General features: G+C 71.0%; 20 protein-coding genes. 14 read left to right on the plus strand and 6 right to left on the minus strand.

What is annotated here, in order from left to right:
* Nucleotides 1-7: 7 nt before the first annotated feature.
* Together LL946_RS13540 and LL946_RS13545 are read right to left on the minus strand one after the other, a co-directional pair.
* Nucleotides 8-1,351: a 6-phospho-beta-glucosidase gene (locus LL946_RS13540; RefSeq protein WP_404381476.1), complete on the minus strand. Its 1,344-nt coding sequence runs from the start codon at nucleotides 1,349-1,351 to the stop codon at nucleotides 8-10.
* Complete coding sequence (locus LL946_RS13545; protein WP_404386903.1) at nucleotides 1,348-2,106, minus strand: DeoR/GlpR family DNA-binding transcription regulator; 759 nt, start codon at nucleotides 2,104-2,106, stop codon at nucleotides 1,348-1,350. The genes LL946_RS13540 and LL946_RS13545 overlap by 4 nt, the downstream gene beginning before the upstream one ends.
* A 143-nt stretch (nucleotides 2,107-2,249) precedes the next feature.
* On the opposite strand from LL946_RS13545, the gene LL946_RS13550 reads away from it, so the two are divergent.
* The 14 genes from LL946_RS13550 (at nucleotide 2,250) to LL946_RS13615 (ending at nucleotide 16,503) form a co-directional block, all read left to right on the plus strand.
* Nucleotides 2,250-3,437 carry a PfkB family carbohydrate kinase gene (locus LL946_RS13550; RefSeq protein WP_404381478.1) on the plus strand — a complete coding sequence of 396 codons (1,188 nt, stop codon included), beginning with the start codon at nucleotides 2,250-2,252 and terminating at the stop codon, nucleotides 3,435-3,437.
* The gene (locus LL946_RS13555) at nucleotides 3,434-4,795 is read left to right on the plus strand and encodes an extracellular solute-binding protein (protein WP_404381480.1); all 1,362 of its coding nucleotides are present in this window, start codon (nucleotides 3,434-3,436) and stop codon (nucleotides 4,793-4,795) included. Before LL946_RS13550 ends, LL946_RS13555 begins: the two co-directional genes overlap by 4 nt.
* Complete coding sequence (locus tag LL946_RS13560) at nucleotides 4,795-5,691, plus strand: carbohydrate ABC transporter permease (RefSeq protein ID WP_404381482.1); 897 nt, start codon at nucleotides 4,795-4,797, stop codon at nucleotides 5,689-5,691. Before LL946_RS13555 ends, LL946_RS13560 begins: the two co-directional genes overlap by 1 nt.
* The gene (locus tag LL946_RS13565) at nucleotides 5,691-6,494 is read left to right on the plus strand and encodes a carbohydrate ABC transporter permease (RefSeq protein ID WP_404381484.1); all 804 of its coding nucleotides are present in this window, start codon (nucleotides 5,691-5,693) and stop codon (nucleotides 6,492-6,494) included. Before LL946_RS13560 ends, LL946_RS13565 begins: the two co-directional genes overlap by 1 nt.
* A gap of 81 nt (nucleotides 6,495-6,575) precedes the next feature.
* A complete protein-coding gene (locus LL946_RS13570) occupies nucleotides 6,576-9,332 on the plus strand; it encodes a sugar-binding protein (protein ID WP_404381486.1) in 2,757 nt (918 codons plus the stop codon).
* Between the two features lie 25 nt (nucleotides 9,333-9,357).
* Nucleotides 9,358-9,894, plus strand: coding sequence for a MarR family winged helix-turn-helix transcriptional regulator (locus LL946_RS13575; protein ID WP_404381488.1), 537 nt, complete (start codon nucleotides 9,358-9,360; stop codon nucleotides 9,892-9,894).
* A 151-nt stretch (nucleotides 9,895-10,045) separates the two neighbouring features.
* Nucleotides 10,046-10,765: a hypothetical protein gene (locus LL946_RS13580; RefSeq protein ID WP_404381490.1), complete on the plus strand. Its 720-nt coding sequence runs from the start codon at nucleotides 10,046-10,048 to the stop codon at nucleotides 10,763-10,765.
* Entirely contained in the window at nucleotides 10,762-11,754 is a 993-nt protein-coding gene (locus tag LL946_RS13585) for a hypothetical protein (protein ID WP_404381492.1), read from the plus strand. Before LL946_RS13580 ends, LL946_RS13585 begins: the two co-directional genes overlap by 4 nt.
* A gap of 50 nt (nucleotides 11,755-11,804) precedes the next feature.
* Nucleotides 11,805-12,842: a tetratricopeptide repeat protein gene (locus tag LL946_RS13590; protein ID WP_404381494.1), complete on the plus strand. Its 1,038-nt coding sequence runs from the start codon at nucleotides 11,805-11,807 to the stop codon at nucleotides 12,840-12,842.
* A 1-nt stretch (nucleotide 12,843) separates the two neighbouring features.
* Nucleotides 12,844-13,896 (plus strand): alpha/beta hydrolase, encoded by a 1,053-nt coding sequence (locus tag LL946_RS13595; RefSeq protein ID WP_404381496.1) that lies wholly within the window; start codon nucleotides 12,844-12,846, stop codon nucleotides 13,894-13,896.
* A 5-nt stretch (nucleotides 13,897-13,901) separates the two neighbouring features.
* Nucleotides 13,902-14,648: an esterase family protein gene (locus tag LL946_RS13600; RefSeq protein WP_404381498.1), complete on the plus strand. Its 747-nt coding sequence runs from the start codon at nucleotides 13,902-13,904 to the stop codon at nucleotides 14,646-14,648.
* Between the two features lie 48 nt (nucleotides 14,649-14,696).
* Nucleotides 14,697-15,953, plus strand: a complete 1,257-nt coding sequence (locus tag LL946_RS13605) for a RimK family alpha-L-glutamate ligase (RefSeq protein WP_404381500.1) — start codon at nucleotides 14,697-14,699, stop codon at nucleotides 15,951-15,953.
* Nucleotides 15,950-16,195, plus strand: coding sequence for a hypothetical protein (locus LL946_RS13610; RefSeq protein ID WP_404381502.1), 246 nt, complete (start codon nucleotides 15,950-15,952; stop codon nucleotides 16,193-16,195). The genes LL946_RS13605 and LL946_RS13610 overlap by 4 nt, the downstream gene beginning before the upstream one ends.
* Nucleotides 16,195-16,503, plus strand: coding sequence for a hypothetical protein (locus tag LL946_RS13615; RefSeq protein ID WP_404381504.1), 309 nt, complete (start codon nucleotides 16,195-16,197; stop codon nucleotides 16,501-16,503). The genes LL946_RS13610 and LL946_RS13615 overlap by 1 nt, the downstream gene beginning before the upstream one ends.
* Before the next feature lie 21 nt (nucleotides 16,504-16,524).
* Here the strand turns inward: LL946_RS13615 and pgm are convergent, their stop codons facing one another.
* Genes pgm through treS form a run of 4 tightly spaced genes read right to left on the minus strand, consistent with a single transcriptional unit; the run spans nucleotide 16,525 to nucleotide 23,783 of the window.
* Nucleotides 16,525-18,189, minus strand: coding sequence for a phosphoglucomutase (alpha-D-glucose-1,6-bisphosphate-dependent) (pgm, locus tag LL946_RS13620; protein WP_404381506.1), 1,665 nt, complete (start codon nucleotides 18,187-18,189; stop codon nucleotides 16,525-16,527).
* On the minus strand, nucleotides 18,186-20,594 hold the full coding sequence (gene glgB / locus LL946_RS13625; RefSeq protein ID WP_404381508.1) for a 1,4-alpha-glucan branching protein GlgB: 2,409 nt from the start codon (nucleotides 20,592-20,594) through the stop codon (nucleotides 18,186-18,188). Before glgB ends, pgm begins: the two co-directional genes overlap by 4 nt.
* The gene (locus LL946_RS13630; protein WP_404381510.1) at nucleotides 20,591-22,078 is read right to left on the minus strand and encodes a phosphotransferase; all 1,488 of its coding nucleotides are present in this window, start codon (nucleotides 22,076-22,078) and stop codon (nucleotides 20,591-20,593) included. Before LL946_RS13630 ends, glgB begins: the two co-directional genes overlap by 4 nt.
* The gene (gene treS / locus LL946_RS13635) at nucleotides 22,071-23,783 is read right to left on the minus strand and encodes a maltose alpha-D-glucosyltransferase (RefSeq protein WP_404381512.1); all 1,713 of its coding nucleotides are present in this window, start codon (nucleotides 23,781-23,783) and stop codon (nucleotides 22,071-22,073) included. Before treS ends, LL946_RS13630 begins: the two co-directional genes overlap by 8 nt.
* Between the last annotated feature and the right edge of the window lie 3 nt (nucleotides 23,784-23,786).

Below are 23,786 nucleotides of genomic sequence, written 5' to 3' on the forward strand. Positions count from 1 at the left end.
GACCCGCTCAGGAGCGACCGAGCAGCTCGTCGATGGCGGGGTGGGCACGCCGGTAGCCCTGGAGCAGGGCGCGGGCGGTCGAGACGGAGTCGACGAGCGGGTGCAGCGCGAAGGCCTTGAGGGCGGCCGCCTCCGAGCCGGTCGTGGCGGCCTCGATGACGAGCCGCTCGACGGCCTTGACCTGTTGCATGAGGCCGAGCATGTGTCCCTCGACCGGCGGCAGCGGCAGGGCCGTGGGTCCGTCGCGGTCGACGGTGCACGGGATCTCGACGACGGCGCCCTGCGGCAGGCCGGTGACGGCATCGTCGCCACGGATGTTGAGGATCATCGACGAGCGCTCACCTCGGCTGATGGCACCCATGATGGCGAGCGCCACGCCTTCGTAGCCGCCGCCGGAGACGTCGGCCTCGTCGCGCTGCTCGTCCTCCGCGCGGGCCTCCTGCATGTAGGTGGCATCGCGCTGCTCGCGCACACGGTGCCACTCGGCTGCGGCCCCCCCGGGCTCCCTGGCCACCGTCGCGTAGAAGGCGTCCTGCTGCTCGCGCAGGAACTCGCCACGAGTCCGGGGTGCCGCCAGGATCGAGGCCCGGGCCTCTCGCGAGAAGTAGTAGTAGTAGAGGTACTCGTTGGGGATGGCCCCGAGTGCGGCGAGCCACTCGGCTCCGAAGAGCCGTCCCTCCTCGAGCGTCTCGAGCGCTGCTGGGTCGGCCAGCAGCCGTGGGAGGTGGTCGACCCCGTCGGTGCGCAGGGCCCGGAGCCAGCCGAGGTGGTTGAGGCCGACGTAGTCGATCTCGGTCGTCCCCGGGTCGAGGCCCAGTGCTCCGATCGCCCTGCGCGCCAACGCGATCGGCGAGTCGCAGATGCCGATGACCCGGTCGCCGAGCACCGACTGCATTGCCTCGGTGACGATGCCGGCCGGGTTGGTGAAGTTGATGAACCACGCGCCGGGGGCCACCTCGCGGGTCCGGCGCGCGATGTCGAGGGCGACCGGGACGGTGCGCAGGGCGTAGGCGAGGCCACCGGGGCCGGTGGTCTCCTGGCCGAGCACGCCGAGGTCGAGGGCGACGCGCTCGTCGAGGGTGCGCCCGACGAGGCCACCGACGCGGATCGCCGAGAAGACGAAGTCGGCGCCCCGGAGCGCATCGTCGAGGTCGGTGGTCGTCGTCACCGCTGGGGCTCCGTCGTGCCCTGCGCCGAGCTGCTCGAGGACGAGCGCCATGGCGGTGAGCCGCTGCTCGTCGCGGTCGTGCAGCACGACCTCGGTCACCCGCTGGTCCGAGTCGTCGCGCAGCAGGGCACCGTGCACGAGGGGCACCCGGAACCCACCACCGCCGAGAATCGTCAGCTTCATGCGATCTCCACCTCCACGCCGCGCTCGCGACACTCCTCGAGGATGAGCTCATCGGCACCTTCGGTGGTGACGAGCACGCCGACCTGGTCGACGCGGCACACCCGAAGGGTCCCCGACCCCGGGATCTTGTGGCCGTCGGCCACGACGACCACCTGGCGGGCCGCGGCGATGAGGGCCCGCTTGACCGGGACCTCGACGAACGTCGAGTCCATGACCTGGCCGCCGCTCGCGATGCCGCTCGTGCCGATGAAGGCGCGGTCGACCCCGATCTGGTGCACGGCGTCCTCGGTGAGCACGCCGACGAGCGAGTGGTAGGACCGGCGCACCATGCCGCCGAGGAGGATGAGCTCGACGGCCTCGTCGTCGCGCAGCGCGTCGAGGACGGCCAGGCTGTTGGTGACGACGGTGATCGACCGACCCCGCAGCTCCTGGGCGAGGCGGGCCGTCGTCGTGCCGATGTCGAGGGCGACGACCTCGCCGTCGCGGACCCGTCGGGCCGCGGCGACCGCCACCCGCGCCTTGGCCTCGGCATCGGCCCTGGCCACGGCGTCGAACGGCCGCAGCCGGTCAGGGTCCGAGGCGGTGACCGCGGCCCCCCCGTGCACCCGCGTGAGGACGCCCGCCCGGTCGAGCTGGTGGAGGTCGCGCCGGATCGTGGACGGACTGACGTCCAGCGCGCTCGACAGCTCGCTGACGGACACGGTGCCGCCCTCCCGCACCCGGGCGACGATCTCGCTGTGCCGCTGCACCTTCACGTCAGGCAAGGTACCAAGAGTGAGCATTTTCAGCCATGCCTGCGCAGCGACGAGACCCCTCCAGCACGCCCGCGCATCACAAAACGCGCAAGAACGCGCACCCAGGTCTTGCGAAGACGTCGTCGACGGGCCACGATGACGAAGTGCCGGTGGACCAGACGTACGACCCGCTCGCCTCACTTCGGCGTGCCGACGACCCCGAGGTCGACGTCTTCGTCCAGGGCACAGTCTTCCTGGACATCATCTTCACCGGCCTCGCCGCGATGCCCAAGAGCGGCACGGAGGTCTGGGCCGAGGGGATGGGATCGTGCCCCGGCGGCATCGCCAACCTCGGGGTGGCCGCGGCCCGGCTGGGGCTCAAGACCTCGATCGGCGCCGCCTTCGGCGACGACGACTACGGCGAGTTCTGCTGGCGCTCCCTCGAGCAGCAGGAGGGCATCGACCTCTCGCGGTCGCGTCGCTACCCCCACTGGCACACGCCGGTGACGGTCTCGGTGTCGGTGAACGGCGACCGCCGCATGATCACCCATGGCCACGCCGCCCCCGAGTCGGCCACCGACATGATCGGCGTCGTCCCGCGGGCACGCTCGGTCCTGCTCGACCTCGACGCCGAGCGTCCCCTCGGACAGGGGCACCCCGAACGCCAGTGGGCGGACCGGGCGGCGGCCGAGGGCGCTTTGCTCTTCGCGGACGTGGGCTGGGACCCCACGGGACTCTGGTCCCCGGACGTGCTGGCCCAGCTCGAGGAGTGCCACGCGTTCATGCCCAACGCGGTCGAGGCCATGGCCTACACCCGCACGGACTCGGCGCACGACGCGCTCTACGCCCTCGCCGACCTCGTGCCCCTGGCCGTCGTCACCAACGGTCGCGACGGCGCCGTGGCGATCGACTCCGGGACCGGCGAGGAGGCCGTCGTCCCCGCGCTGCGTGTCGACGCCATCGACCCGACGGGTGCCGGTGACGTGTTCGACGCCGGCATGCTCGTCGGCACCCTCGCCGGGTGGCCCCTGCTCGACCGGATGAACTTCGCCACCCTCTGCTCGAGCCTGGCGGTGCAGGAGTTCGGTGGCTCGCTCGCCGCACCGGGCTGGGGCGACATCGCCGACTGGTGGCAGCGCGTGCGCCGCCAGCCGACCTCGAACGCCGCCGCCCGGTCGGTCCAGCGCCGCTTCGCCTTCCTCGACGACCTCGTCGCGGACGTGCCGTCGGGTGCGGTGAGACGGGCGGCAGCCACGATCGCCAAACTGTCCGACGCCCAGGCCGCCAGCACCGACACTCCCGGCGCGCCCGACACTGCCGACACCACACCGCTCATCAAGGAGACTCCATGAACCGCACCCGCACCACGCTGGTCGCCCTCCTCGCCGGCGCAGGACTCGCCCTCGGGGCGTGCGCACCCGGTGGGTCCGACGGCGACTCGGACGGCTCCGCGTCCCCCACGCCCGGTGCCGTCAAGACCGACGCAGCCTCGCTCGGTGACGTCACCCTCACGGTCTGGGACCAGGAGGTGCGAGGGGGCCAGGAGAAGCAGATGTCCACCCTCAACGCCGAGTTCCAGAAGAAGTACCCCAACATCAAGATCAAGCGGGTCTCGCGCTCCTTCGACGACCTCGTCAAGACGCTGCGCCTGGCCCTCACCGGCGCCGACGCCCCCGACGTCGTGCAGGCCAACAACACGCGCTCGCAGATGGGGGAGTTCGTCAAGGCCAAGCAGCTGGTCAACCTCGACGCCTACGCCGCGGCATACGGGTGGGACAAGCGCTACGCGCAGTCGGTGCGCAACGTCGCGTCCTACTCGCCCGACGGCAAGACCTTCGGCTCCGGGTCGCTCTTCGGCATGCCGCAGGTCGGTGAGGTCGTCGGCATCTTCTACAACGACGCCAAGCTCAAGACGCTCGGGATCAACCCGCCGAAGACCTGGGCGGAGTTCGACGCGGCTCTCGCGACCGCGAAGACGAAGGGTGAGGTCCCGCTCGTCCTCGGCAACCTCGAGAAGTGGCCCGCCGGCCACGTGTTCGGCGTCGTGCAGGGCCGCTTCACCAAGGCCGAGGACATCCGCAAGCTCGGCTTCGGGCAGGCCGGAGGCAGCTGGACGTCGCCCGAGAACACGAAGGCAGCGCAGACCCTCGTGGACTGGGTCGACAAGGGCTACTTCAACGCCGGCTTCAACGGTCAGGACTACGACCCTGCGTGGCAGAACTTCACCAAGGGCCAGGGCCTCTTCCTCATCGCCGGCTCCTGGCTCCAGGCCGACCTCTCGTCGGCGATGAAGACCGACGTGAAGTTCATGCTGCCGCCGGCTCCCGAGGCGGGAGGCACGCCCGTGACGACCGGTGGGTCCGGCCTGCCCTTCGCGATCACGGAGAAGGCCAAGAACAAGGACGCCGCCGCGGCATACATCAACTTCATCACGAGCCCCGAGGCGATGAAGGTGCTCGCGGACAACGGCAACCTCCCCGTCGTCGAGACCGCCGAGCAGAAGGCGCCCGACGCCCTCGCCACCGACGTCTTCACGGCCTTCGGTGAGGTCTCCGAGAGCGACGGCCTCGTGCCCTACCTCGACTGGGCCACACCGACGATGGGCGACACCCTCGGCGCCACGCTCCAGGACCTCCTCGCCAAGAAGGCCGCTCCCGAGAAGGCCCTCGAGGCGCTGCAGAAGGACTACGGCGACTTCACCGCCCAGTGATGGCTGACCGCACCCGCTCGCTCGGCCCGCCGGGGGAGCCTCGCCGGATCGGCTACCTCTACGTCCTCCCGGCCTTCCTCGTGTATGCCGTGTTCGCCCTCTACCCGCTGCTGCGCGCCGTCCATCTCTCGCTCTTCGAGTGGGACGGCCTCACCGTCGGGACGTGGGCGGGCCTGTCGAACTACGAGGAGGTGCTCACCGACGAGCGGCTGCGTGCGTCGTTCGGCCACGCCCTCGTGCTCATGTTCTTCTTCGCCGTCGTGCCGCTCGTCGTCGGCCTCGTCCTGGCATCGGTCCTGCACCGGGCGAGCGTGCGAGGGCTGTCGTTCTTCCGGACCGTGGTGTTCCTGCCCCAGGTCGTGGCGATGGTCGTCATCGCCGTGGCCTGGCGGCGGATCTACGCACCGGACGGCACGATCAACTCGGTGCTCACGTCGGTCGGCCTCGAGTCGTGGACGCGGGGATGGTTGGGGGAGTACGCCTTCGCGCTGCCGGCGGTCGGGCTCATCGGGACGTGGTTCGAGAGCGGGCTGGTCACCGTGCTGCTGCTCGCCGGGATGGGTCGCATCCCCCGCGAGCTCTACGAGGCGGCCCGGCTCGACGGCGCCGGGGCCGTGCGCGAGTTCTTCGCGGTGACCCTGCCGTCGGTGCGCGGCGAGATCGCTGTCGCGCTGACCCTCACGGTGATCGCCGCCCTCAAGACCTTCGACCTCATCTACATGACGACGTCCGGAGGGCCCGGACACCAGACGACGGTGCCGAGCTACGAGGTCTACCGGCAGGCGTTCGAGATCGGTCAGGTCGGGCTGGCCTGCACCATCGGCGTCTGCCTCACCGCCATCATCTTCGCGATCAGCTTCGTCATCACCCGGGTCGGCGACAGGGTGGCCGACTGATGCGCGTCTCGACCTCCGAGCGGACGATGAACTACGTCATCCTCCTGGCGTTCGCCGTGTTCGCGATCTACCCGATCCTCAGCATCGTCGTCGCCGGGCTCCAACCCGACGCCGAGGCCCAGGGTGGGCTGGGCAACCTCGCCCAGGCGTGGGAGATCGGACGGTTCGGCTCCTACCTGCGGACCAGCCTGCTCGTGTCGACCTTCGTCGTCGCGGTGAGCACCGTGCTGTCGGTCCTCGCCGGCTTCGCCCTCGGGACGATGCGCTTCCGTGGTGCCGACGCGCTCTTCTACCTCATGCTCATCGGCATCATGATGCCGGCGGAGGCCATCGTCGTGCCGCTGTTCTTCGACCTGCGCTCGGTCGGGCTCACCGACACCTTCTGGGCGATCGCCCTGCCGCAGGTGGCCCAGTCGGTCGCGTTCGGCACCTTCTGGCTCCGTGCGGCGTTCCGGTCGAGCTCGCGCTCCATCGTCGAGGCCGCCCGGCTCGACGGGGCCTCGACCGGCCGCATCCTGTGGCAGGTCCTCGTGCCCCTGGCCCGCCCCGCCATCGTCACCCTCGTGGTCCTCACCTTCATGTGGACCTGGAACGAGTTCCTCATCCCGCTCGTCATGGTCCCGACCAACGAGGCCCTGCGCACCGCGCCGCTCGGGCTCGGCTTCTTCTCCGGCCAGTACACCCAGGGCTATGCCCTCCTCGCGGCCGGAGCGACGATCGTGGCGCTGCCCGTCGTCATCGTCTACCTCTTCCTCCAGCGGCACTTCATCGCCGGGATGCTCGAGGGGGCGGTCAAGGACTGAATCCTGCCGCCGTCCCCACAGCGCTCGCGAGGTCGACGGCTCCTGCTCGACCTGCGGGCGCACTCGATGGGGAGAACACACATGACACTCGTTCCACGCACTCGTGGCGGCACGGCACTCGCGGTCGCCCTCGCCCTCGCCCTGCCCACGGCGGTCGCTGTCGCGGCACCCGCCTCGACCGTGCCCACACCACCGGATGCCACGACGTCGGCCGGCCCACCGGCCGACCTCGACGCCATGTTCGTGGGGGCGCACCCCGACGACGAGGCAGGGACCCTGTCGACCTTCGGGCAGTGGGGCGCCGACCACGACGTGTCGACGGGCGTCATCACGATCACCCGCGGTGAGGGTGGCGGCAACGCCGTCGGCCCGGAGGAGGGGCCGGCGCTCGGCCTCATCCGCGAGCGCGAGGAGCGTGCCGCCGTCGCGAAGGCCGGCATCACCGACGTCTACAACCTCGACGAGGTCGACTTCTACTACACCGTGAGCCAGCCGCTCACCGCTCAGGTGTGGGACCACGACGAGACCCTCGCCAAGACGGTGCGCATCCTGCGGCAGACGCGGCCCGAGGTGCTCGTGACCATGAACCCCGCACCGTCGCCGGGCCAGCACGGCAACCACCAGGAGGCCGCGCGCATCGCGATCGAGGCCTACCGCGCGGCCGCGGACCCGTCGCGGTTCCCGGAGCAGATCACGAAGGAAGGGCTCCAGCCCTTCGCGGCCGACCGGATCTACCTGCGCACCGCGAACGGGACCAGCGCCAGTGGCCCCGAGTGCGCGCGCCGCTTCGTGCCGGCCGACCCGAGCCAGACGGTCCACGGCGTGTGGTCGGGCACGACCTCGCCGGACGGTCGCTCGTGGGCCGCCGTGGAGCGTGACGCCCAGCGCGTCTACGCCTCCCAGGGCTGGGCGGGCTTCCCCGACGTGTCCACCGACCCGGCGCAGCTCGGCTGCGACTACCTCACCCTCGTCGACTCGCGGACGCCGCTGCCCCAGTGGGGGACCGCCGCCGCGTGGACGAACCACGCCCCCCTCGACGGCTCGCTGCTCGCGATCCCGGGTGGGTTGCCCCTCGGGGCCGGCATGACCGTGGACTCCGACCGGTTCCGGGTGCAGCCCGGAGCGCCCTTCACCGTCACCGTCGGGGCCTCCGCCCCTGCGGGGACACCCCTCGGGACGAGCACGGCCCGTCTCGAGCTCCCCGACGGCTGGACCGCCACCGGTGACGGGGCACTCGGCTCCATCGCTGCCGGTGCGAGGGCCACGACGACGTTCACCGTCACCGCACCTGCCGACGCGGCAGCCGGCAGCAGGGTCCGGGTCAAGGCCTTCGTCGACGCCGCCGGTGGCACCGGCTACCAGGACGAGCCCGTCCTCGTCAGCGCGCCGGTCACCGCTACCCAGCAGCTCCTGCCCCAGGTCGAGCAGTTCCGCCGGTGGACCGGCGAGGTCGACGCCGAGGCGCTCGCGGACATCGTGCGTCCGGTCCTCACCCTGGCGTCCGGTGGCAGCCGGACGGTCGCCGTCGTCGTCACCAACCACAGCGCGGCCGTCCAGTCCGGCACGGTGACCCCACGCCCACCGGCCGGCTTCACGATGAGCCCGGCGTCAGCGGCATACGCCGGTCTGGCACCGGGAGCCTCGACGACCGTGACGTTCACCGCGACGAACACCGACACCTCGCTCAGGACCTCGGTCGAGGGCGGGGCCGCGGGTGACTACCTCTACACGATCGAGACGACGAGCAGCGGGGCCACCGGCACGACGCAGCAGGCGTTCGAGCTCGTGCCGACGGCCGTGGTCCCGCAGGCGTCGAACGCACCATCCGTGGACGGTGTCGTGAGCGCGGGCGAGTATGCCGGGCCGGTCCTCGACGTGTCCCGTCGCTGGGAGGGCCAGGCCTGCACGTCCACCGCCGACTGCTCGGCCACGGCGCAGGTCACGTGGCGCGACGACACCCTGTTCGTCGCCGTCACGGTCAACGACGACGTGCGCGGCACACCGCTGGCGGCCAGCGACTGCAAGCGGCACTGGCGCACCGACTCCGTCGAGATCGCGATCGACCCGCGCGGCACGTCCGAGAACACCTCGACGACGTTCAAGGCGGCGATCCTGCCCTGGACCGCCGAGGGCGGACCGTGCCACCTGCGAGACGCCGACGCCCACCAGGGTGACGGCCCGGCCACGGCTCCCGGCATGAAGGTCGCTTCGAAGGTCACCGAGCCCTACACCGGCTACGTCGTCGAGACCTCGATCCCGATGTCGCTGCTGCCGAGCGCGGTCGACCCGGCACATATGGGGCTCAACGTCCTGCCCTACGACTCCGACACCCAGGACAAGACGGGTCAGACCCGGATCGGCTGGTCGGTCTGGGGCGGCGTGCAGGGTGACCCCTACCGCTGGGGTGACGTGTCGCTCGAGGGCTACGTGCCGCCCGCGGGTCGTCCGACCACACCGGCCGACCCGGTGATCCCGACCGAGGCGCTGCAGTCGCTGGACTCGCCGCAGTCGGTCGAGCAGGCGGTGCGCACCAACGTCGCGCTCGCCGGGCGACCGTCGTCGTCGCCGGACGAGGCCGCCTGGGTCGAGAAGGCCAAGGTGCGGGGTGACGAGGTCGAGGTGAGGTTGCGCGTCGGTGACGCCGGCACGGCCCACGTCGTCGTCGAGGACGACGCGGGGATCGCCGGCCGTCTCGTCGTGCCCGTCTCGGGTTCCCGCACGGGTCTGGTCGTGCTGACCGTGCCACTGAGCCGGCCCCTCGGTGCCGGCGCATCGGTGCTGCTCGGGTGGGACGACGGTGCCGGCGGGACGTTCTCGTCCGTGGCGACGCCGAAGTGAGGTGACGGGCCGCTAGCGTGCAGCTGTGCCCAAGGACCTCAGGCTGCCCTTCGACCCCATCGCGCGTGCCGGTGAGCTCTGGCGCGCGCGATGGGGCGAGGCCAGCCGGTCCCGTCCCATGGTCACCGCCACGTCGATCATGCGGGTCCAGCAGCTGCTCATCACCGAGTTCGACGCGATCGCCGGCCGCCACGGTCTGACCTTCGCCCGCTACGAGGCGCTCGTGCTGCTCGCCTTCAGCCGCGAGGGGCGACTCTCGATGGGCCGCATCGGTGAGCGGCTCATGGTCCACCCCACGAGCGCGACCAACATCGTGCAGCGGCTCGTCGCCCAGGGCTACGTCGAACGCGTGCCGAACCCCGATGACCGCCGCGGGGCGATCGCTGTGATCACCGACACCGGTCGCGCTGCGATGGAGGCCACGACGGCCGACCTCGAGGCGGCGGAGTTCGGCCTCGGGATGCTGTCGGCGCAGGAGCAGGACCAGGTGTTCGCCCTGCTCAGGGGCGTGCGGGTGGCTGCTGGTGACTTCGTCGAGCCGCCCGAGCGGGACGGTCGCTGACCAGCTCGAGGCACGCCCCGGGGCGGTCGGTCCGGCTACTGGCGCCGCGTAGGCGATTTGGCTCCCGCGACCCTCCTTTGTCATGGTTGAGGGAAGTCCGTAACCGAAATGAGACATTTCGGCTCGCCCCTGACTCATCAAAGGACCTCGCATGCCCACGCTCGCCAAGCGGGCCGTCGGTGCCCTCCTCGCCCTCCTGGGCGTGGTGCTCACCGTCATCGGCCTCTGGTACGCCATCCACCTCGGTGGAGGCGGGACCGCGACCTTCAGCACGACGGCCTCCGGAGCCAACCCGGTGCTCGTGCCCCAGACCGTCCTCAACCGCATCGACGGCGTCGTCAAGGTCACGGCCACCCCCCGCAGCGGTGGCACGGTCTGGCTCGCCGCCGCCGCGCCCTCCGACGCCAAGGCCGTCCTCGGCAGGACCGCGCACACCACGGTCACCGGTGTGAGCACCCGCCCCTGGCAGCTCCAGAGCACGACGTCCGGCAGCGGCGCCGCTCCCGCGCTGTCCACCACCGACGTGTGGCGCAACACCGAGACCGGTGACGGTGCGGTGTCCATGACGATCGAGCAGGCCAACGCTCCCGAGAGCGTCATCGCCCAGGCCACCCGGGGGCAGCTCGAGCGAGTCGAGCTCACGTGGGAGCGCAAGTCCTGGTTCGTCCAGTCGGTCATCGCCGCCCTCGTCGGCCTCTTCCTGCTGCTCAGCGGGCTCAGCCTGCTGTGGAGCACCCGCCCGCGCCGTGCCGTGAAGGCCACCGCGACGGCCACCACGCTCGGGACCGCCACCACGACCGGGACCCCCACCACGCCCGGCACTCCCACCACCACGACGCTTCCGGCGACCCGCGAGGAGGAGAACGCATGAACCGCCGCTCGATCACCACGTCCCTCGTCGCCCTCGTCTCCGCGGCAGCCCTGACCGGCTGCGGCGTCGGGAACGCCGTCGTCGGCGTCCAGGACGCTCCCGCCGAGCGGACCGACGTGGCCCCGCTCAACGTCGACGGCGCCGAGAAGGTCGCCAGCCGTGTCCTCGACGCCGCCGTCGCCGCCCGCGCCGCCAAGGGCGCCGCGGCTGCGAAGGCGCAGGGCGCCGTGCTGGCCGATGCCGCACTGGCACAGGCCCAGGCAGCCACAAGGCTGGGCACCGTCGCCGCGTCCGACCCGCTCCAGCGGGCCAGCGACCCGCAGGTCGTCGCCGTCTCACGCGGCAAGGCGTGGCCGCGCGCCATCCTCGTCGGCACCCTCGACCAGGCCAGCAAGACGCAGACCCTGCACGTGCTCATGTCGAAGGCGGCGGCCGACCCGTTCAAGATCTACGCGTCGGTGGCCATGCTGCCCGGCACGAGCGTGCCGGCCATGGGCGACCTCGCCACCGGTGCCCCGCTCGTCGGGTCGGGTTCCAAGGGGGCCATGGTCGCGACGCCGGCGGAGGCCCTGACCGCCTACGGGGCGGCGCTGGGTCACCCGAAGCCGACGCCGAGCAAGGTCGTCTCGAACCGCGACGCCTTCGCCACCGCCCTGCGGACCTCCAACGCGGCCCAGTCCAAGTCCCTCGGCGCCCTGGCCACCCTCACCGCGAAGCACACGATCACGCCGCGGACGATCTCGTTCCAGCTCGCCGACGGTGGCGCGGTGGTCTTCGGACAGCTCAACCGTCAGGACGTCATCACGGCCAAGCCGACGGCCAAGGTCCTGGGCATCCCGGCGACCTACAACAAGCTCGTCGGCAAGAGCACCGCCAGCAAGAGCCTGACGATCAACAGCCTCGAGAGCCTCGTGATGATCGTGCCGACCCAGGGCGCGGCCACCGTGGTCGGGGCCGACGAGCAGCTCGTCTCCGCCTCGGCGAAGTGACTGGGGTCCCACCCGCACGCGTCCGGGTGGGCCTTGAGAGAATCGACGACATGAGCAGCACCCCCACCCCACCCTCGGGCGCGCGCGGCGCCATCGACCTCTCCGCTCTCGGCGGCGCCCGGAGCGGCACCCCGGCTCCCGGGGGGCAGGCCTCCGTGCCGTCGACGGGCCCGTCCGCCGGTGGACAGCTCGGCGGACCGGCCGCCGGGCAGACCACCAGTGCAGCCACCGGGCTGCCCGAGGGACTGCTCGTCGAGGTCAGTGACGCGACCTTCGCCGAGGTGATGAACCGGACCCTCACGGTCCCGGCCGTCCTCGTCCTGTGGTCCTCGGCCCACGAGCAGACCGTCGGCCTCGCCGAGCGCGTCGCCGCCGCCGCGGTGCGGCTCGAGGGTCGGCTCTTCGTCGTCTCGGCCGACGTGCAGACCTCACCCGGGATCCTCCAGGCGTTCCAGCAAGTCATCGTCCAGGCCTTCGGCCAGCTCACCGTGCCGGTGACCTTCGGCCTCCTCCAGGGCCAGCCGGTGCCGCTCTTCCCGGGCATCCCGAAGGACGAGGAGATCGGCCTCGTGCTCGACCAGCTCGTCCAGGCCGCCGTCCAGAACGGCGTCACCGGGCGCGTCGACCTCGGGCCGACCGCCGGCGGGGGAGCCGAGGACGACGAGATGCCGCCGCTGCCCCCGCTCATCCAGGAGGCCTACGACGCGATCGACCGCGGTGACCTCGAGGCGGCAGCCACGGCATACGAGAAGGCGCTCGCGGCCGACCCCAAGGACCACGAGGCCGAGCTGGGACTCGCGCAGGTCCGCCTCATGCAGCGCACCGACGGTCTCGACGTGCAGGCCGTGCGCGCCAAGGCGGCCGAGGCCCCCGAGGACATCGAGGCACAGATCGCGGTCGCCGACCTCGACGTGCTCGGCGGTCACGTCGCCGACGCGTTCACCCGGCTCATCGACACGGTTCGCGCGACAGAGGGCGACGAGCGCGACAGGGCCCGCACCCACCTGCTCGAGCTGTTCAACGTCGTCGGCAACCACGACGAGCGCGTGCGCAAGGGCCGCACCGCGCTGATGAACGCCCTCTTCTGAGGTGCCGCCCAAGCTGCTCGACGACCACGTCCGTTTCCGGTTCGCCGGCGGTGACGACGTTCGCTCGGTGCTGCTCGACTGCGACCCGGTCATCCCGGGGTCCCGTGAGCTGACCCTTGTCGACGACGTCTGGGAGCTCGCGCTGCCCCGCCCCGCGCTCCAGCGGATCGAGTACCGCTTCACCGTGACCCGCACCACTGCGGGCGGCGACGTCACCGAGACCATCCTCGACCCGGACAACCTCGTGACGGTCGCGACCGCGTTCGGCTCCCGCTCGGTGATGGAGATGCCGGGGTATGCCGTCCCGTCCTGGCTGTCGGCCGCTGCCGTCGCGGGTGGGTTCACCGCGCTGACCCTGGAGGGCGAGACCGAGGACGAGGTGCCGGTGACCGTGTGGGCGCCGGACGGGACCGAGGGGCAGGCGCTCCCGCTCCTGCTCGTGAACGACGGCCCGGAGTACGACCAGCTGGCCTCGATCACGCAGTTCTGCGGCGCCAAGATCGCGTCCGGTGACCTGCCTCCGCACCGCGTGGCCCTAGCTCACCCGGTGATGCGGGACGCCTGGTACTCCGGCTCGCCCAAGTACCTCAGGACCATTGCGCAACACGGCCTCTGGAGTCTGCACGAGTACGCGCCCATCTCCGGGCCCGTGGTCGTCATGGGCGCCAGCCTCGGCGGTCTCACCGCCCTCCTCGTGGGGATGCTCGACGCCGACGAGATCGGCGGCGTGTTCTCGCAGTCGGGGTCGTTCTTCCAGCATCGCCACGACGGGCAGGAGAGCTCCTACAAGTACTTCGACCGGATCTCTCGCCGCGTCCAGGAGATCATCGACACCCGCGAGGCCACCCGTCCGCTCCGCATCGGCCTCACCTGTGGGGCGCTCGAGGAGAACGCCGCCAACAACCGCGACATGGCGGCCGCTCTGACGCGCGCCGGGCACCACGTCACCCATGCCGAGGTCGCGGACCTGCACAACTACACCGCGTGGCGCGATGCCCTCGATCCGCATCTCACGGAGGTGTTGCGCGACCTGTGGGGGAACGCGCAAGGATAGGGCGCATGCCGCACGCAGAGGTGTCACTCCCGGTGCCCGGCCACGACGCCGAGCTGAGGGTGGTGCGCCACGGCCACTACGGCAGGCCGATGCTCGTCTTCCCCAGCGAGGGCGGCAGCGCGGTCGACTTCGAGGCCAACGGGATGCTCGACGCCGTCCGGGACCTCGTCGACGCCGGCCGGGTGAGCATCTTCGCCGTGGACGCCATGGACGGCTGGACGTGGTCGGCCAACGACGTCCCCACCGACGAGCGGGCCGCCCGTCACGGGACCTACCAGGCGTGGCTCGACCAGGCGGTCGTCCCGTGGATCGCCCGGGAGACGAGCGGCTCGCTCGACCTCATCACCTTCGGGGTCTCGCTGGGTGCCTACCACGCGGTGCAGTTCGCCCTTCAGCGCGCCGACGTCGCGACCCTGGCCATGGGCTTCTCGGGCAACTACGACCCGACCACGTGGAACTCGTGGGGCGACTTCGGTGACGCGACCTACTTCGCCAACCCTGCGGCATACGTGCCCAACCTGCACGGCGACCACCTCGAGTGGCTGCGTTCGCGGCTGTCGGTGCTCCTCGTCGTGGGAGAGGGCCCGTTCGAGGTCTCACCGACCCAGTCGCTGCCGTCGACGCGTGCCTTCGCGGAGGTGCTGGCGCACAAGGGGATCCGGCACGAGCTCGACGTGTGGGGCCACGACAGTGCGCACGACTGGCCCTGGTGGCGTCGCCAGCTCGCCCACCACCTCCCACGCTTCGTCTGACCCGCTCGATCGCACGGACCACCGCAGCACCCAACGAAGGGACCGCACATGGCACCGAAGACCGACCACCTCATCGGACTCCTCCTCGGCGCGGAGGACGACTGGCCGACGGCGTTCGAGGCGTTGGCGCGACGGGTGGGCGTGATCCGGACGGCGGACGGTGCCGACCACAAGGTGAGCTCCGAGCGGCTGTCCATCGAGCCGTTCAACCTGCGCGACCGGCCGCGGCACGACCTCGTCATCGACCGGCTCGCGCACTGGTACTACCACCCCCGTGAGTGGCTCAAGAAGGTCTCGCTCATGGACGACGTCTACCTGCTCAACAGCCCCTTCACGTTCCAGTCGATGGAGAAGCACTCCGCCTACTGCGCGCTCATGCGCCTCGGGATGCACGTGCCGGACACGGTGCTCGTGCCCTACAAGAACCCGGTCGACAATGCGCGCTGGGCCTACACCTCCAGCCGCTACAACAGGGGCTTCGACCTTGACGCCATCGCCGACGAGCTCGGCTACCCGATGTTCATGAAGCCGTTCGACGGTGGTGCGTGGCGCGGGGTGTCGATGATCAAGGACCGCGAGGCGCTGCACCACGCCTACGACGACTCCGGCGAGATGCTCATGCACCTCCAGAAGGCCGTCGACGGGTTCGAGGTCTTCGCCAGGGCACTCACCATCGGCCCCGAGACGATGACGATGAAGTTCCAGCCGGACGAGCCGATGCACAACCGGTATGCCGTGGAGCACGGCTTCCTCGCCGAGGAGACCGGGCGCGAGGCGGTCACCATCGCCCAGACCGTCAACGCGTTCTTCCGGTGGGAGTTCAACTCCTGCGAGATGCTCGTCAAGGACGGCGTCGTCTACCCGATCGACTACGCGAATGCCTGTCCCGACGTTGCGGTGACGTCGCTGCACTACTACTTCCCGTGGGCGATGAAGGCCCTGCTGCGGTGGTCGGTCTTCTGCACCGTCACCGGGCGCAAGGCGCGCACGCAGGTCGACACCGACCCGTGGTTCGCCATCGCCGATGACGAGGAGCTCGACTACGCGGCCAAGCTCGCGGCATACCAGGGGTTGGCGGACGACCACTTCGAGACCGAGCGCTACCAGGAGTTCTGCGCCACGTCGCTGCCGCACGTCGACGAGATGGTGCACGAGTGGGTCGGGTCCGAGGAGTTCCGCACGCTGCTCCAGACGACGATCCACCAGACCTACCCACCGCACGAGTGGGAGAAGTTCGAGGGCCACTTCGGCGGGCTGCTCGGCATGTGGCTGAGCGACGAGCAGCATCGGTTGTCGTCGCTGTGAGCCCGCAGCGAGGGCGCGACCACGACCGCGGCGACGGGCGCCGGCCCGAGGGCGAGGGCGAGGGCGAGGGCGAGGGCGAGCGCCAGGAGGAGCTGCCCGAGACCATCACCCTGCGCGTCGCCGGCGGGGCGAGCATCACCCTGGACGCCGACGGCATCACCCTCGACAACGGCAAGGGCGCCGTCGTGACGATGCGCGGGCCCGTGGTGGAGGTCAACAACGGCGCGCTCGAGGTGACCTGATGGCCGACGCCGTGGTCACCGGGGCGAGCGTCGTCACCTGCCCCCACGGCGGATGGGCGAGCCCGGTCGGCGGCGGTCCGTCCCGGGTCTCGTCGGGCGGGGTTGCCGTGCTGTCGGGCGACGTCACCTACACCGTCGTGGGCTGCCCGGCCTCTCCGCCGTGCGTGATGATTCGCGTCCTCGGTGGTGCCGGCCGGGTGACCATCTCGGGACGGGCGGTCCTGACGACGGCCGTCACCGCGACCGCCGAACCGTCGGGGGACCGGGTGCGCGTGACTGCAGCACAGGAGCGGGTCCGTGCCACGTGACCCGGCTCCGGCGCCGGGGAGTCAGCCGCCGAGGGCGGCGCCCACGACCTCCTTGGCCTCGGCCTGGACCTGCGCGAGGTGCTCCTCGCCCCTGAAGCTCTCGGCATAGATCTTGTAGACGTCCTCGGTGCCGCTCGGCCGGGCCGCGAACCACGCCGACTCGGTGACGACCTTGAGGCCGCCGATCGCCGCACCGTTGCCGGGTGCCTCGGTCAGCTTGGCCGTGATCGCCTCTCCCGCAAGGGTTTGCGCGCTGACGGCATCGGGGGTCAGTGCTCCCAGCCTGGCCTTCTGCTCGCGGTTCGCGGGGGCGTCGATGCGCGCGTATGCCGGCGTGCCGTGCTTCGCCGTCAGCTCGCCGTAGTGCTCGCTCGGGCTCTTGCCCGTCGCGGCGAGGATCTCGGAGGCGAGCAGGGCGAGGATGATGCCGTCCTTGTCGGTGGTCCACACCGAGCCGTCCATCCGCAGGAACGAGGCACCCGCCGACTCCTCGCCGCCGAACGGGCCGGAGCCGTCGAGCAACCCGGGCACGAACCACTTGAAGCCCACGGGCACCTCGACGAGCCGCCGCCCGAGGTCGGACGCCACGCGGTCGATCATCGAGCTCGACACCAGCGTCTTGCCGACGAACCCGTCGTCGCGCCACTGGGGTCGCGCGCCGCCGTAGAGGTACTGGATCGCCACCGACAGGTAGTGGTTGGGGTTCATCAGGCCGGCGTCCGGAGTGACGATGCCGTGCCTGTCTGAGTCGGCGTCGTTGCCGGTCGCGATGTCGTACTCGTCCTTGCGCTTGATGAGCGAGGCCATCGCGCTGGGGGAGGAGCAGTCCATCCGGATCTTGCCGTCCCAGTCGAGCGTCATGAAGCGCCACGTGGCGTCGACGAGCGGGTTGACGACGGTGAGGTCGAGACCGTGCCGGTCGGCGATCGCGCCCCAGTAGTCGACGGCCGCGCCGCCGAGCGGGTCGGCGCCGATCCGAATGCCGGCATCCTTGATCCTCGCGATGTCGATGACCGAGGGCAGGTCGTCGACGTAGGTCCCCATGAAGTCGTGTGCCGTCGCGCCGGCACGCGCTCGCGAGAACGGGATCCGCTTGACGTCCTTGAGCCCGCCCTTGATGAGCTCGTTGGCCCGCGCCGCAATGGTCTTCGTCGCGTCGGAGTCGGCCGGACCACCGTGGGGAGGGTTGTACTTGAAGCCGCCGTCGTAGGGCGGGTTGTGCGACGGGGTGACGACGATGCCGTCCGCGAGACCGGCACCGGACGGCATACCGTCGACTCCGGTGACCTTGCCCCGATTGGCGACCAGGATCGCGTGCGACACCGCAGGGGTGGGTGTGTAGCGGTCGGCCGAGTCGACGAGGACCGTGACGTCGTTGGCGCCGAGCACCTCCAGCGCCGAGACCCAGGCGGGCTCGGAGAGGCCGTGCGTGTCGCGCCCGAGGAAGAGCGGGCCGTCGAAGCCCTGGGCCCGGCGGTAGTCGACGATCGCCTGCGTCGTCGCGAGGATGTGGTCCTCGTTGAACGCCGTGTTGAGCGACGATCCCCGGTGGCCGGACGTGCCGAAGGCGACCTGCTGGTCGATGTCCTCGGGGTCCGGCTTCTGGGCGTAGTAGGCCGTGACGAGGTGGGGCAGGTCGACGAGGTCGGAGGGCTGGGCGGGCTGGCCCGCGCGGGACTCGGTCATCGTTCGTCCTCCTGCGAAGTGGAGCGGATGGCGCTGGTCGTGCCGGTCGTGGTGGTGCCGCTCGTGGTGCCGGCCACCGGCCGCGCGACCGCTGGGTCCACCGCGGGAGGCTCGGGAGCCGCCTCGACGGCGGGCGTGTCGACGACCGGAGGCGCGGTCTCGACCGGTCCGGTGTCCTCCTGGGCCTCCTCGGCCTGCGGGACCTCGCCGTCGACGACCGGCGCGAGGTAGACCGCGGTCAGCCCGGCGAGCCGGACGACGACGTGGAACGGCTGGTTGTTCCAGGGCTCCTCGACGGCGTCGAGCACGAGGTCGGCCTGGCTCGGCGTGCCGTGCTGGTCGTAGCCGCTGGTGTCGAGGACGACCCGCCACTGCCCGCCCGACGGCACGCCCACCCGCAGCCACTCCTTGGGTTCGCCGCCGAAGTTGACGACGCACGCGACGACGTCGCCGCCCTCGCGCGACGGCTCGGAGAAGCGCACGAACGAGTAGGTGTTGCCGGTGTTGTCATCGGCGTCGAGCCACTCGAACCCGGCGGGCTGGCTGTCGAGCGCCCAGAGCGCCGGGTGCTCGCGGTAGACGCGGTTGAGCTCCTTGACGAGGTTGTGCACGCGGTAGTGCGCCGGCTGGTCGAGCAGCCACCAGTCGAGGCTCTTGCCGTCGGCCCACTCGCTCGGCTGGGCGAACTCGTTGCCCATGAAGACGAGCTGCTTGCCGGGGTGCGCCCACATGTAGGCGAGGAACGCCCGCACGGTCGCGAGCTGGTCGGTCCGGTTGCCCGGCGCCTTGTTGACGAGCGAGCCCTTGCCGTGGACGACCTCGTCGTGGCTGATGGGCAGGACGTAGTTCTCGCTGAACGCGTACATGAGCGCGAAGGTCAGCAGGCCGTGGTGGTGCTGCCGGTTGTAGGGGTTCTCGCCGAGGTAGCGCAGCGAGTCGTTCATCCACCCCATGTTCCACTTCAGGCCGAACCCGAGCCCGCCCTCGCTCGTCGCCTTGGTGACGCCGGGCCACGAGGTCGACTCCTCGGCGATCGTCACGATGCCGGGGACGCGCTTGTATGCCGTGGCGTTGGTCTCCTGGAGCAGCCCGATGGCCTCGAGGTGCTCACGCCCGCCGTGGACGTTGGGCAGCCACTCGCCGTCCTTGCGCGAGTAGTCGAGGTAGAGCATCGAGGCGACCGCGTCGACACGCAGCCCGTCGATGTGGAACTCCTCGAGCCAATAGAGGGCGTTGGCAACGAGGAAGTTGCGCACCTCGAGCCGGCCGAAGTCGAAGATGTGGGTGCCCCAGTCGGGCTGGTCGCCGCGCCGCGGGTCCGGGTGCTCGTAGAGCGGCAGGCCGTCGAAGCGGGCCAGCGCCCACTCGTCACGCGGGAAGTGGCCCGGCACCCAGTCGAGGATGACGCCGATGCCGGCCTGGTGCAGCGCGTCGACGAGGTGCTTGAACTCGTCGGGGGTGCCGAACCGCGAGGTGGGCGCGTAGTAACCGGTGACCTGGTAGCCCCACGACGGGCCGTAGGGGTGCTCCATCACGGGCATGAGCTCGACGTGCGTGAAGCCCAGGTCGACGACGTAGTTGACGAGGTGCTCGGCCAGCTCGGTGTAGGACAGGCCCTGTCGCCACGACCCGAGGTGGACCTCGTAGACGCTCATCGGCCCGGTGTGCGGGTTGGTCTCGGCCCGCGCCTCCATCCACGACGTGTCGGCCCACTCGTGGTGGGCCTCGTCGACGACGGACCCGGTCCGCGGCGGCACCTCGGTGCGACGGGCCATCGGGTCGGCCTTGGTGCGCACGATGTCGTCGGCGCCGCGGATCTCGTACTTGTAGACGGCGCCGGCGCCGATGTCGGGGATGAAGAGCTCCCAGACACCGCTCGACCCGATGAGCCGCATCGGGTGGACCCGCCCGTCCCAGCCGTTGAAGTCGCCGACGACGCGGACCGCCTTGGCGCGGGGCGCCCACACGGCGAACGACGTGCCGCGCACGGTGCCCAGCGGGCCGGGGTACTCGTGCACCCGGGCGCCGAGGACGGTCCACAGCTGCTCGTGCCGGCCCTCGCCGACGAGGTGCAGGTCGACCTCACCGAGGGTCGGAGCGAAGCGGTAGGGGTCGTCCTGGACGTGCTCGAACCCGTCGCCCCAGTCGACGAGCAGGCGGTAGTCCATCGTCTCGGTCACGCCGGCGCGCACGGCCGACCACACTCCCTCGCCCTCGTGGTCGAGGGCGAGCTCCTCGCCGTCGGCGAAGCGCACCCGGACCGACGCGGCCAGGGGCCGCATCGCCCGGACACGGAGCCCGCCGTCCTCGAGGTGCTGGCCGAGGAGGTCGTGCGGCTGCTGGTGCCGCCCGTGGATGAGGGCGTTGATCGCACCGCTGACTTCATGGGCTGGGGTCGGGGTCACGGTGTGTCCTCCTGGGGTGCGGTGGCGGTGGTCGGCGTCGGGTCGAAGCCCGAGGCCAGTCGTTCGATGGCGGCGAGCGGGATGTCGACCCACGTCGGCCGGTTGCGGACCTCGTAGACGACCTCGTACATCGCCTTGTCGAGCTCGAACGCCGCGAGCAGCGCCGGGCGGTCACGCGGGTCCTCGTCGGCGACGGCGGCGTAGCCGTCGAGGAACGCCTGCTGCGCGCTCGCCACCCAGTCGCGGGCGGAGGCGTCGGTCGAGTGCTCGACGGCACCACCGGCGTAGTCGAAGCTGCGCAGCATCCCGGCGATGTCGCGGATCCACTGGTCGGGCTGGTTGCGCTCGGAGAGGGGCCGCAGCGGCTCGCCCTCGAAGTCGAGCAGGACCCACCCGCCGTCGCGTGTGTGCAGCACCTGTCCGAGGTGGTAGTCGCCGTGGATGCGTTGCAGCGCAGGCCAGCTCGCGCTCTCGGCGGCGTCGAGGATCGCCGAGACGGCGTCCTCGTGGTCATGGAGAGCGACCACCTCGGCCGCGGCGGCCGCGTAGCGCTGACGCATCTCGTCGAGGATCTCGCGGGCGAGCTCGGGGCTCGTCGGTGTCGTGCCGAGGGCGTCCGCGAGGGTCGCGTGGACCTCCGCCGTCGCCTCGCCGAGCGCGCGCGCCGGACCGCTGAAGTCCTCGCCTTCGCGCACCGCGGCCAGGGCCACGCGCCACGCGTCCTCGACGCCCGGCAGGAACTCCTGCGCGAAGGCAAAGTGTCCGTATGCCGTTCGCCCACCTTCCGCGGGCGCCTCACCCGAGGCGTCCGGCTCGGGCCACTGCCCGGCGACGGACCCGACGACGGCGGGCACCCGCACGCAGCCGGCCTCACGCAGCGCCGACTGGAGGACGACGTCGGGGTTCTCACCGGTCGACAGCATCCGGAAGACCTTGACGATGACCGGCACAGCCGAACCGTCGGCGGCGACGCACTCGAGGATGACCGAGGTGTTGGACTGCTCACCCGAGAGGACCTTGGAGGCCACGACGCGGACGTCGCGGTCCCAGGCCGCACCCGGCGTCGCCACGACGGTGTCGTCGAAGGCGTCGTTCGCGGCCGTGGACTCGGCCCGCACCCGACCCTGGACGAGCTCGAGCAGCTGGGCGGCATACACGGGGTCGTGCGGTGCGTCGTAGACCCAGCGGGGGCCGAGGACCGAGTGCTCCATGGTCCCGACGAGCGCCTGCTCGGCGCCCTCGAGGGGGGCACCGCGGTAGGTGAGCGGCACCTGGTAGACGACCGGTGCGGGTCCGGAGGTGTCCGCGACGACGAGCACCTCGACGCCGACCTCACCGGCGGGGTCGCCGAGTCTCCACGACGCGAGGCGCGTCACCGAGGGAGAGGTGCCCTTGGCGGCATACCAGCGCTGGGAACCCATCCACGCCTGGACGAGCTCGACCTTGGTCGGCGTGATCGTTGCGCCCTTGTGCAGCTCAGCCACGGCTCTCCTGACCGACGCGCAGCCAGAAGAAGTCGCGGCTGCCCATCGTGATCGTGACCCGGCCGTCGGCGGCGATCCACGGGAAGTTGGCGCCACCGAAGAGGTCGAAGAGCTCGTTCTCGCCGAGCTCCTCGGGGACCTGGATGGTCGCGGCCTGTGGCTTGTCCGAGAGGTTGTTGATGCAGAGCACCGTCTCGCCCGGGTGGTCGCGGTCGCCGGTCCACGAGCGGGTGAAGGCGAGGATCGACTCGTTGTCGGTCGGGGCGATCGCGAAGTCGCCGAGGCCAAACGCGGGGTGCAGCCGGCGCACGCCGAGCATCCCCCGCAGCCAGTGCAGGAGCGAGTGGCCGGTCGCCATCTGCGCCTCGACGTTGACGCCGTTGTAGTGGTAGACGAGCGAGGAGATGACGGGCAGGTAGAGCTTGCCCGGGTCGGCGCCCGAGAAGCCGGCGTTGCGGTCTGGGGTCCACTGCATCGGGGTGCGGACCGCGTCACGGTCGTTGAGCCAGATGTTGTCGCCCATGCCGATCTCGTCGCCGTAATAGAGGCACGGCGAGCCCGGCAGCGAGAGGACGAGCGCGTGGATGAGCTCGATCTCGGCGCGGCTGTTGTCGAGCAGGGGAGCGAGGCGGCGGCGGATGCCGACGTTGGCGCGCATGCGCGGGTCGGGGGCGTACCAGCCGTACATCGCCGCCCGCTGCTCCGGAGTCACCATCTCGAGGGTGAGCTCGTCGTGGTTGCGCAGGAACGTGCCCCACTGCGTGCCCGCCGGGATGTCCGGCGTCTCGGCGAGGACGTCGATGATCGGCTGCGCCCGCTGGTCGCGCAGCGAGTAGTAGAGCATCGGCATGACCGGGAAGTGGAAGCACATCTGGCACTCGGGGGCGTCCTCGGTGCCGAAGTAGTCGACGACGTCGGCCGGCGGCTGGTTGGCCTCGGCGAGCAGGATGCGACCGGGGTACTCCTCGTCGACCATCGTGCGCAGCTTGGCGAGGAAGTCGTGGGTCTTGGGGTGGTTCTCGCCGTTGTGGCCCTCCTCCTCGTAAAGGTAGGGGACGGCGTCGAGCCGGAAGCCGTCGATGCCCATGTCCATCCAGAAGCGCACGACCTCGAACATCGCGTCGTGGACGGCCGGGTTCTCGAAGTTGAGGTCGGGCTGGTGGCCGAAGAAGCGGTGCCAGAAGAACTGGCGCCGGATCGGGTCGAAGGTCCAGTTCGACGTCTCGGTGTCGATGAAGATGATGCGGGCGTCGGTGTACTTGTCGTCGGTGTCGGACCACACGTAGAAGTCGCCGTAGGGGCCCTCGGGGTCGCTGCGCGAGGCCTGGAACCACGGGTGCTGGTCGCTCGTGTGGTTCATGACGAAGTCGGTGATGATCCGGATGCCACGCGCGTGGGCCTCGGTGATGAGCTGCTGGAACTCGGGCAGCGTGCCGAACTCGGGCAGCACCTGCGTGTAGTCGGCGATGTCGTAGCCGCCGTCACGCAGGGGGCTGGCGTAGAACGGTGGCAGCCAGAGGCAGTCGACGCCCAGCCACTGGAGGTAGTCCAGCCGGTTGATCACGCCCTGGAAGTCACCCGCGCCGGAGCCGTTCGAGTCCCCGAACGCGCGCACGAGGACCTCGTAGAACACGGCCGTCTTGAACCACTCGGGGTCGTGCTTGAGCCCCGGCTGGTGGAGTCCGAGTCCTTGCGTCGCCGTCACGTG

Source organism: Knoellia locipacati, assembly GCF_044791685.1.
GTDB lineage: Bacteria > Actinomycetota > Actinomycetes > Actinomycetales > Dermatophilaceae > Knoellia > Knoellia locipacati_A.

Coding starts and splice junctions, on each gene's coding strand:
- LL946_RS13600 (WP_404381498.1), top strand. CDS start 13,902: ATGCCGCACGCAGAGGTGTCACTCCCGGTGCCCGGCCACGACGCCGAG.
- LL946_RS13590 (WP_404381494.1), top strand. CDS start 11,805: ATGAGCAGCACCCCCACCCCACCCTCGGGCGCGCGCGGCGCCATCGAC.
- LL946_RS13540 (WP_404381476.1), bottom strand. CDS start 1,351: ATGAAGCTGACGATTCTCGGCGGTGGTGGGTTCCGGGTGCCCCTCGTG.
- pgm (WP_404381506.1), bottom strand. CDS start 18,189: ATGACCGAGTCCCGCGCGGGCCAGCCCGCCCAGCCCTCCGACCTCGTC.
- LL946_RS13555 (WP_404381480.1), top strand. CDS start 3,434: ATGAACCGCACCCGCACCACGCTGGTCGCCCTCCTCGCCGGCGCAGGA.
- LL946_RS13560 (WP_404381482.1), top strand. CDS start 4,795: ATGGCTGACCGCACCCGCTCGCTCGGCCCGCCGGGGGAGCCTCGCCGG.
- LL946_RS13585 (WP_404381492.1), top strand. CDS start 10,762: ATGAACCGCCGCTCGATCACCACGTCCCTCGTCGCCCTCGTCTCCGCG.
- LL946_RS13570 (WP_404381486.1), top strand. CDS start 6,576: ATGACACTCGTTCCACGCACTCGTGGCGGCACGGCACTCGCGGTCGCC.
- LL946_RS13615 (WP_404381504.1), top strand. CDS start 16,195: ATGGCCGACGCCGTGGTCACCGGGGCGAGCGTCGTCACCTGCCCCCAC.
- LL946_RS13580 (WP_404381490.1), top strand. CDS start 10,046: ATGCCCACGCTCGCCAAGCGGGCCGTCGGTGCCCTCCTCGCCCTCCTG.
- LL946_RS13605 (WP_404381500.1), top strand. CDS start 14,697: ATGGCACCGAAGACCGACCACCTCATCGGACTCCTCCTCGGCGCGGAG.
- LL946_RS13565 (WP_404381484.1), top strand. CDS start 5,691: ATGCGCGTCTCGACCTCCGAGCGGACGATGAACTACGTCATCCTCCTG.